The organism is Marinobacter persicus (genome assembly GCF_900114155.1).
GTDB classification, from domain to species: Bacteria; Pseudomonadota; Gammaproteobacteria; order Pseudomonadales; family Oleiphilaceae; genus Marinobacter; species Marinobacter persicus.
In genome coordinates this window covers 160,326-168,461 of sequence record NZ_FOSC01000010.1, presented here as the reverse complement: position 1 = coordinate 168,461, position 8,136 = coordinate 160,326, and the positions used below count along the sequence as shown (strand labels likewise).

8 protein-coding genes and 2 tRNA genes are annotated in these 8,136 nt (G+C 57.4%); 4 read left to right on the top strand and 6 right to left on the bottom strand.

From position 1 onward, the window contains the following. From BMZ63_RS12325 to BMZ63_RS12300, 5 genes are all read right to left on the bottom strand, one after another. The coding region (locus BMZ63_RS12325; protein ID WP_244888402.1) for a reverse transcriptase domain-containing protein at positions 1–629 on the bottom strand (629 nt) is incomplete at its 3' end. A 440-nt stretch (positions 630–1,069) separates the two neighbouring features. After that, positions 1,070–1,744 carry a DUF6901 family protein gene (locus BMZ63_RS12315; RefSeq protein ID WP_091705903.1) on the bottom strand — a complete coding sequence of 225 codons (675 nt, stop codon included), beginning with the start codon at positions 1,742–1,744 and terminating at the stop codon, positions 1,070–1,072. Further along, positions 1,741–3,678, bottom strand: a complete 1,938-nt coding sequence (locus BMZ63_RS12310; RefSeq protein WP_091705901.1) for an ATP-binding cassette domain-containing protein — start codon at positions 3,676–3,678, stop codon at positions 1,741–1,743. The genes BMZ63_RS12315 and BMZ63_RS12310 overlap by 4 nt, the downstream gene beginning before the upstream one ends. Positions 3,679–3,744: 66 nt before the next feature. Next, positions 3,745–3,820: transfer RNA gene (locus tag BMZ63_RS12305), tRNA-Gly, on the bottom strand. A gap of 84 nt (positions 3,821–3,904) precedes the next feature. Further along, a complete protein-coding gene (locus BMZ63_RS12300) occupies positions 3,905–4,507 on the bottom strand; it encodes a DUF924 family protein (protein WP_091705900.1) in 603 nt (200 codons plus the stop codon). Between the two features lie 69 nt (positions 4,508–4,576). Here BMZ63_RS12300 and BMZ63_RS12295 point away from each other — a divergent pair, with 69 nt between their 5' ends. From BMZ63_RS12295 to BMZ63_RS12285, 3 genes are all read left to right on the top strand, one after another. Continuing rightward, positions 4,577–4,966: a sirohydrochlorin chelatase gene (locus tag BMZ63_RS12295; protein WP_227663570.1), complete on the top strand. Its 390-nt coding sequence runs from the start codon at positions 4,577–4,579 to the stop codon at positions 4,964–4,966. A gap of 48 nt (positions 4,967–5,014) precedes the next feature. Next, the gene (locus BMZ63_RS12290) at positions 5,015–5,920 is read left to right on the top strand and encodes a TIGR01777 family oxidoreductase (RefSeq protein ID WP_091705898.1); all 906 of its coding nucleotides are present in this window, start codon (positions 5,015–5,017) and stop codon (positions 5,918–5,920) included. An 87-nt stretch (positions 5,921–6,007) separates the two neighbouring features. Further along, positions 6,008–6,083 (top strand) — tRNA-Glu (locus BMZ63_RS12285). 71 nt (positions 6,084–6,154) lie between these two features. Here BMZ63_RS12285 and ccoM read toward each other — a convergent pair. Further along, on the bottom strand, positions 6,155–6,283 hold the full coding sequence (gene ccoM / locus BMZ63_RS15225) for a cytochrome c oxidase subunit CcoM (RefSeq protein ID WP_265013604.1): 129 nt from the start codon (positions 6,281–6,283) through the stop codon (positions 6,155–6,157). A gap of 224 nt (positions 6,284–6,507) precedes the next feature. Between ccoM and BMZ63_RS12280 the strand changes: the two genes are divergently transcribed. Further along, positions 6,508–8,133, top strand: coding sequence for a diguanylate cyclase domain-containing protein (locus BMZ63_RS12280; RefSeq protein ID WP_091705896.1), 1,626 nt, complete (start codon positions 6,508–6,510; stop codon positions 8,131–8,133). Positions 8,134–8,136: the final 3 nt, after the last annotated feature.

The following is an 8,136-nucleotide window of genomic DNA, read 5'->3' as shown; positions in this document are numbered from 1 at the left end:
CGGATGATTCCGGGGTCGTTTATGCGTTTCTTCAGGCGGTCGATCAGGATGTCGTGGTTAACCCGGTCGAAGAACTTCGACAGGTCAACGTCCACCACGATGTGGCGACCCTGTTGGGCGTAGCGTTGCGCAGCCAGCACCGCATCGTGGGCCCGGCGGCCCGGGCGGAAGCCGTAGCTGTGCTCGCTGAAGGTGGGATCAATCAGAGGTTGCAGCACTTGCAACAATGCCTGTTGAATCAGACGGTCGGTGACGGTGGGGATTCCCGGTTCCCGCTCACTGCCGTCCGGTTTCGGGATGCCTACCCGACGAACGGGTTGTGGTTGGTAGGAGCCGCTCAGCAGTTGCTGGCGAAGCTCCGGCCACACCCATCGCAGGTGTTCCGCGGTTTGGGCAATATCCAGCCCGTCCACACCTGCCGATCCTTTGTTGGCCTTCACGCGCTTCCATGCCCGTTGCATATTCTCTCGTGCGAACGCCTGCTCAAGCAGGTTTCGCCCTGCGCCCTCCGGTTCTCGTCGCGGGAGTCCTGTTTCATCACTGGTCACGCCCGGCAAGGCTTCACCTTCCCGTGTTGCGACCCGCCCCGCTGGCGCGGGCATCTGATGCCTTACAGTTTTCATCGACAAGGCGTTTGACGCTCCTTCTCGTTCAGCCCTTCGCCCTGACCAAGCGGCTACTATGGCCTCTGCTGACTTCTCGCTCCGTGTTGCCACGTCGCCCTTTCAGGCATGAGGCGAGATCTCCCCGGGTAAGAACACACTCCTTCACCGCACAACCGCCGGATTTACACCACCTCGCCTTGGCCACAAGAGCTTCGCGACTTTTGGCCCGCTCGCCCTGCTCGGCAGTGCCTCGTATCCGATTCTTGTTCATCGGCTCACGGTTTACGCTCCACGCTTCCTCCCCACGGTCGGTCGCCCTTCCGCAGTTGCGCTTCACTTCGTTCGCTGTGGCCAGCTCACGGGAGGACTTGCACCTCCAGGAGTGCGCCCATGCCGGGCGCACCAAAAAAGCCGCCGGTAGGTGCCGGCGGCTTCAGATGCAGACAGGCTTTCGGGCTATCTGTTCAGGCCACTTCCCCGGCCATTTTGGCTTGCAGTTTCCTTAGCTGGCTCTCCAGCGACACGCTGACGCTCGAGGCCATTGAGAAAAAGCTCAGCAGCACTTTCAGACTGCTATCGCCCTGGCATTGGGCATGAATGCGCTGCCAGAGCGCCTGGTTGACCAGTTGCAATCGCTTGTTGCGCTCGACCAGCCCGGTCAATTCCCAGTCCGGCTCACCGGCATTGCGTTTGGCAAACAGCTGTTGAAGCAGGTAATCGCCAACGCTACGCATGATGAACTCTTCGCTGTTGGCGAACGGCAGGTGATGCAGCGCCATGGGCTTGAGTTCAGCCAGCACCGGACAACCACTGGTGGCCATCTTGAGACCCAGCAGCGAGCGCAAGGCCTCTTCCAGGGAGGTATTCTTGAAGTAGCCCCGGCGATCATCGGTTACCGTCACTTCCACTTTTTCGTAGGCATCCTGTGCCTGAAACTCCCGCACCACCGGCAGCATGGCAACCGCGGCGGGGCAATGGGCCTTGTTCTCGGGCTTCAGCGGGCAGTTGCTGCACTGACAGTGACCCAGCTTTACCCAGCCGGGGGCTGCCTGGTCGGGCGGCACTTCAGCGGGATCGGTCGTTACCCGGAATTCGGCGCTCCGGCCGTCCTGAAAACGGAAGTGATATTTGATGTTCATTGATTCGCCTGTTCCTCCAGCTCCATCCAGCGTTCCATGACCTGCTCCAGCTTGGCTTCGGTTTCGCTCAGTTTTGCCAACGTGGCGGACACCTCTTCCGATGGCCCGGTATAGAAATCCGGTGCGCCAATCCGTTCGTGCAACTCTGCAACTTCCTGCTCCAGGGTTTCGATCTGCCCTGGCAGCTGTTCCAGCTCACGTTTGAGCTTGTAGCTCATTTTGGCCGTTTTTTTGCCTTGGGCCTTGCTGGAAGCGTCGATTTTCTTCGCGCCTTTTTCCGGCACCGATTCCGTTTTGTCGCCTTTATCCTGCTTATCCACTTTCGCGCCAGAGACTTCAGACGGGAACCGCCCCCCCTGCCGACGCCAGTCACTGTAGCCGCCCACATATTCCCGGACCTGGCCGCTACCATCGAGGAAAATGACCTCTGTGACCACATTATCCAGGAATTCCCGGTCGTGACTGATGATCACCACCGTGCCCTTGAACTCGGCCAGTTGCTCTTCGAGCAATTCGAGCGTTTCCACGTCCAGGTCGTTGGTGGGCTCATCCAGCACCAGAATATTCGCCGGCTTGCTGAACAGCTTGGCCAGCAACAGACGGGCCCGCTCGCCACCGGAAAACACACTGACCGGAGAGCGGGCACGCTCGGGAGTAAACAGGAATTCCTGCAGATACCCCAGGACGTGTTTACTCTGACCGTTGATGTCAATAAATTCCCGCCCTTCGGCCAGGTTATCAAGCGCGTTGCGCTCCAGATCGAGCTCGCCACGCAACTGGTCAAAATACGCCACCTGCAGATTGGTACCCAGGCGAATATTGCCCTCGGTCGGAGCGAGCTCGCCCAACAACAGCCGTACCAGCGTGGTTTTACCGGTACCGTTTTCACCCACCAGACCAATTTTGTCGCCACGCAACACCGTCAGGTTCATGTCTTTGACGATGCGACGACCATCAGGATAGGCGAAGCCCGCCTCTCTGGCCTCGGCAACCAGTTTTCCGGATTTGGCCGCTTCCTCGACCGCAAAACTGGCGGTACCCGTGCGCACACGGCGCTGGCGATGCTCCTCGCGCATGGATTTGAGCGCACGCACCCGGCCCATATTCCGGGTACGCCGGGCCTTGATACCCTGGCGTATCCAAGCCTCTTCCTGCTTCAGGCGTTTGTCGAACAGTGCGTTCTGACGCTCTTCTTCTTCCAGCGCTTTTTCCTTAAGCTCAAGGTACTTATCATAACTTGCTGAAAAACTGACTAACTGACCTCGATCAAGCTCAACCACTCGAGTGGCCATACGACGGATAAACGCCCGGTCGTGACTGACGAACAACATAGCGCCGCGGAATTGGCCCAGCGCCTCTTCAAGCCAGGCAATGGCGGGCACATCCAGATGGTTTGTCGGCTCATCGAGCAGCAGAATATCCGGATCAACCACCAATGCCTTCGCTAGCAGAACACGCCGCTGCCAGCCGCCGGAAAGCGTATCCAGGGTCTGGTCCGGGTCTACACCGTACTGCGCAAGAATGGTGGTGACTTTCTGGTCAAGCCGCCAGCCATCCAGTGCCTCCAGGCGTTCCTGCACCTTCATCATACGGTCCAGTGACGCCTCATCACCCTGCTGAGAGAGGTGATGGAATTCGGTCAGCAGGTCACCGGTTTCCGGAAAGGCGGAAGCCACCACGTCGTAAGCGCTACGCTGATCATTTGACGGCAGTGTCTGCGGCAAAACCGCCAACACTGCGCCCTCCTCCAGACGAACGATACCGCCGTCCGGCACCACCTCGCCGCTGATGATCTTCAGTAGTGTGGATTTCCCCTCGCCATTTCGCCCGAGCAGACTGACGCGCTCACCGGCTTCGATAACCAGTGACGCTTCATCCAGCAACGGGTGCATACCGTAGGCGAGAGAGATCTTATCCAGAGTAAGTAAAGGCATCGTGATCACGACTCCTGAGGCAGAAACGAAAAAACCCGGCACGGAGGCCGGGTTTTTTCTTAAATCTGGAGCGGGAAACGAGATTCGAACTCGCGACCCCAACCTTGGCAAGGTTGTGCTCTACCAACTGAGCTATTCCCGCTTGGTTGTCTGAGGGCGTTGCCTCTCAACGGCTGCGTATTCTACTGATAACCGGCGGGGCGTCAACACTTTTTTCAGAAAAATTTCATTGCCCGAACCGATGCCCTCCTTTCAGGTACTCCAGCTCCTCTTCTGTTGAGGTTCGACCAAGCGCCTGGTTTCGATGAGGAAAGCGGCCGAACCGCTCGATCACTGCCAGGTGATCCTTCGCCGATTTCTCGAAGCTGCCCAGAAACTCCCCCAACAGTCCTTCATGGGTGGCCGCAAGCTGTTGATAACACGCCACGGCCTCTTTCTGGTCTTCGAGCTTTTCAGAGTGCTGCAGCGGCATGTACAGAAAGGCCCGCTGGATGGCCGGCAATCTCAGGTCCAGACCCCGGTTCATGGCCTGCCGGCATCGCGTGCGAGCCAGAGCATCGTTATCAAAGGCCATCGCACCCCCCCTATAGATGTTCCGGGTGAACTGATCCAGAAGAATGATCTCCGCCAGTGCCCCACCTGCCTCCTTGCGCCAATGCTCCAGCCCCTGCTCCGAGGCAAACAGCACCAGCGACAGAAAACGCCGGCGGATTTCCTGGTCGAAGGCGCGGCTGCTGCGAAACCAGCGATTACGGTGCTCGGCGTCAGGTAGCCCCTGATCGTCCAATGGCCCGAACCAGAAATCCAGAAGCTCTTTCCAATCGAACATACAGGCACTCCCTGATACATTTCGGAGACATTCATCGTACAGTGCTAACTAGCGAGAAAAAATTCAATCATGAACCACAATGAGGACGAGATGATGTCTGATTCCAGTCAGGTTATTTTGCTGGCTCACGGCAGTAGCGACAAGCGCTGGTGCGAAACGTTCGAAAAGCTCGCAGAACCGACCCTGCAGTCCGTGGAAAACTCTGCCATTGCTTACATGGAGCTGGCCGAACCATCTCTGGACAGCGTGATTGCCGATGGCAAGCATCGGGGCGTTGAGCGTTTTACCATTGTCCCCCTGTTTCTCGCGGCCGGACGGCATTTGCGCAAGGACGTGCCCGCGATGATCGATGAACTGGAGCAACAGCACCAGGTTCATATTCGGCTTGCGGACCCCATCGGCATGAACCCGAGACTGGGAGACGCCATTCGGGACGTCGTCTTGGAAGAATTGAGCTAGTCTCTTTCTCAGACATCCCTCCTTCACCAACCATACAGGGAACGAACAATGGACAAGCAGATCCTGGTAACCGGTGGCACCGGCTTCATTGGCAAAGAGCTTTGTCGGGAACTGACCAGCAGGGGTTACTCACTGACGGTACTCAGCCGACAGCCCGCCGACACCGTTCGTTCCTTGTGTGGGCGGGTTGAGGTGGTCAATGAGCTTGAAGCACTGCGAAACCATTCGGGCTTCGATGGCATTATCAATCTGGCCGGGGAAGGCATTGCCGACAAGCGCTGGACAGACAGCCGCAAACAAGCACTTAGAAGCAGCCGTATTGACCTGACCCACCAATTGGCTGGTGTTGTTCGATCATGGGAGCGCCTGCCGGGGACACTAGTCTCCGGCTCGGCGGTGGGCTTCTATGGTGACCAGGGCAGGAACCTGGTTACCGAGCAAACCGAACCCCACGATGAATTCACCCACCGCCTGTGTCGGGACTGGGAGCAGGAAGCCCTGGCGCTCGAACAGCACGGGGTGCGCGTCTGCCTTTCCCGTACCGGCGTGGTTGCTGGCCCCGGAGGCGGCTTTTTGCAGCGCATGCTGCCGCCATTCAAGCTGGGGCTGGGTGGCAGGCTCGGCAGTGGCGAGCAATATATGCCCTGGGTGCATCGTGCGGATGTGGTGAATGGCTTGATCTGGATGCTCGAGACGGAAACGGCTGCGGGGCCCTACAACATGGTCAGCCCGAATCCGGTGACCAACCGGGAATTTACCAGGACACTTGCGGGGGTTCTGAACCGGCCAGCAATTTTTCCCGTGCCGGCACCGGTCCTCAAGATAGCACTTGGAGAAATGGCGAGGCTTTTGCTGACTGGCCAGCAGGCGATTCCACAGAGGCTTCAGGAGGGGGGATTCGAGTTCAGGTATCCGCAACTGAAGGATGCTCTTGCCGACAGCACAAAAACCTGAATTTTTGTTGAAAAAAACGTTGACAGCCCCCGGCGCGCTAATTAGTATACGCACCACCTCGACGAGGCAAGCTTTTGAAAACGTTGCGTCCCCTTCGTCTAGTGGCCTAGGACTCCGCCCTTTCACGGCGGCAACAGGGGTTCGAACCCCCTAGGGGACGCCAATTTTTTCCCAAGCTTGAGGCAGCAGTGAAATCCCAACTACCGCCTCAACGTCTTTTGAATCCTATCTGAGTTACTTCCCGGCACTATCGTGCTTATGGTTCTTCTGATCTTTCATCACGAAGATGCCTACCCCTACGAAAAAGCCCAGCATCAATACTACGGTTCCGATTCCGGCAATAACAACAGCGTCCATATACATGACGTCTTCTCCTGCTTGCTGACGATGTTTGATTGGCCTCAGGTTACGCCTGCGTAATTCTGCCGGTATTGACCTACATCAAGCGTGATTCACCCTTGCAATAATTGCGGTTATTTCAATTTTCGGACGTTCCTGCCGCCAAACGCCACGCATTTATCCATAACTGCTGCTATAGTTTGGCTGTTATCAAACGTTCGTTTACCTTCCGCGGCACCAGAGGGATCATGGCAGACTTACCAGCGCCTTTAACGCGTCTGCGTGCAGCATCGCCCCTTTCTTTCCGGCTGCTGGCGTGGATTCTTCTGTTCAGCTCTGCCTTTACCCTGCTGACCTCCGGTATGCAGATCTACTTCGACTACCGAACCGATCTGGGCGAAATCCGCGAAAGCCTGGAACGCATTGAATCCGGCTCCCGGTCGAGCCTGGCCCGCAGCCTGTGGGCACTGGACGATCAATCCATTCAAACGCAACTCGAAGGCATTCTCGGCTTGCCGGACATTGATCACCTGCGCTTGCGCATTGAACCGGACTCCGAACTGGTTATGGGCTCACTGCCACCCCGGCACGACACCCTCACCCATAGCTTCCCGCTCTTTCACAACAGCGGCGAGAAAGTTCTGTTGGGGGAGCTGACCATCAGCGCCAACACCAATCGACTGTATTCCGACCTTCAGCGACGGGTTGGCATGATCATAGGCAGCCAGTTCCTGACGGTGTTTATTGTTGCCATCCTGAGTCTCTGGATTTTCCGTTACCTGGTCACCCGGCATCTCACCGCCATGGCGGATTATGCCCGCGACCTGTCACTACAGAATCTGTCAAATCCCCTGGTGCTTGACCGGCCTGACACCCGGGCCAATCGACAGGATGAACTGGGCCTGGTTACCGAGGCCATCAACGACATGCGAGAGCGGTTGAATGAAGACGTGGAGCGCCGGGAGCGAGATGCGAAAGACATTCTCAAGTTTTCCAAGGCCATTGAGCAAAGTCCGTCTTCGGTACTGATCTGCGACAAGCACTGGCGTATCGAATACGCCAACCTTAAATTCGCTCAACTGACTGGGCACCAGGCCGCAAACATTGTCGGACAGCATCCGTCAGCGGTCATAAACCAGGAACTGAGCAGCCACCACGACCGGCGATTCTGGCAAGGGGTGAAATTGCAGGTGCAGCGTGTTGGCGTATGGCAGGGCGAAATCAACAGTCTCAGGCGTAATGGCGAGCGGTACTGGGAGCAGTTGGTGATTACCACCATCAAGGATGCAAACGGCGAAATCAACGGCTATCTGATCGTTGGCGAAGACATCAGCATCCGCAAACGTTACGAACAGCAACTGCTCCGACAGGCCAATTACGACATCCTGACCGGCCTCCCCAACCGGATGCTCGCCATGGATCGCCTGAAGCTCGCCCTGGCCCAGTCGCGCCGGGACAAAACCGAAGTCGGCTTGATGTTTCTGGACCTCGACAACTTCAAACAGATCAATGACACACTCGGACACGATGCCGGGGATACTCTGTTGATAGAGGCCTCTCGGCGAGTGTCCAGTTGTTTGCGGGGGGCCAGCACGGTGGCCAGGCTGGGAGGAGACGAATTTCTGGTGATTCTGCCGGGCCTGTCCGACCCGGACGCGCCCTGCCAGGTGGCAGAGCGGATTTTGGAAACTTTTGCTGCCCCTTACCAACTGGCCGATCAGGAAGTAATGGTCACCACCAGCATTGGTATTGCCACCTTCCCGACAGACTCAGACGACATCGGCAGCCTGCTGCGTTATGCCGACACCGCGATGTATAAAGCCAAGCGCAGCGGCAAAAGTGCCTACGCCCGTTACACCCCGGATATTGTCTGAGGC

Coding starts and splice junctions, on each gene's coding strand:
- BMZ63_RS12315 (WP_091705903.1), bottom strand. CDS start 1,744: ATGAACATCAAATATCACTTCCGTTTTCAGGACGGCCGGAGCGCCGAA.
- BMZ63_RS12310 (WP_091705901.1), bottom strand. CDS start 3,678: ATGCCTTTACTTACTCTGGATAAGATCTCTCTCGCCTACGGTATGCAC.
- BMZ63_RS12300 (WP_091705900.1), bottom strand. CDS start 4,507: ATGTTCGATTGGAAAGAGCTTCTGGATTTCTGGTTCGGGCCATTGGAC.
- BMZ63_RS12295 (WP_227663570.1), top strand. CDS start 4,577: ATGAACCACAATGAGGACGAGATGATGTCTGATTCCAGTCAGGTTATT.
- BMZ63_RS12290 (WP_091705898.1), top strand. CDS start 5,015: ATGGACAAGCAGATCCTGGTAACCGGTGGCACCGGCTTCATTGGCAAA.
- ccoM (WP_265013604.1), bottom strand. CDS start 6,283: ATGTATATGGACGCTGTTGTTATTGCCGGAATCGGAACCGTAGTATTG.
- BMZ63_RS12280 (WP_091705896.1), top strand. CDS start 6,508: ATGGCAGACTTACCAGCGCCTTTAACGCGTCTGCGTGCAGCATCGCCC.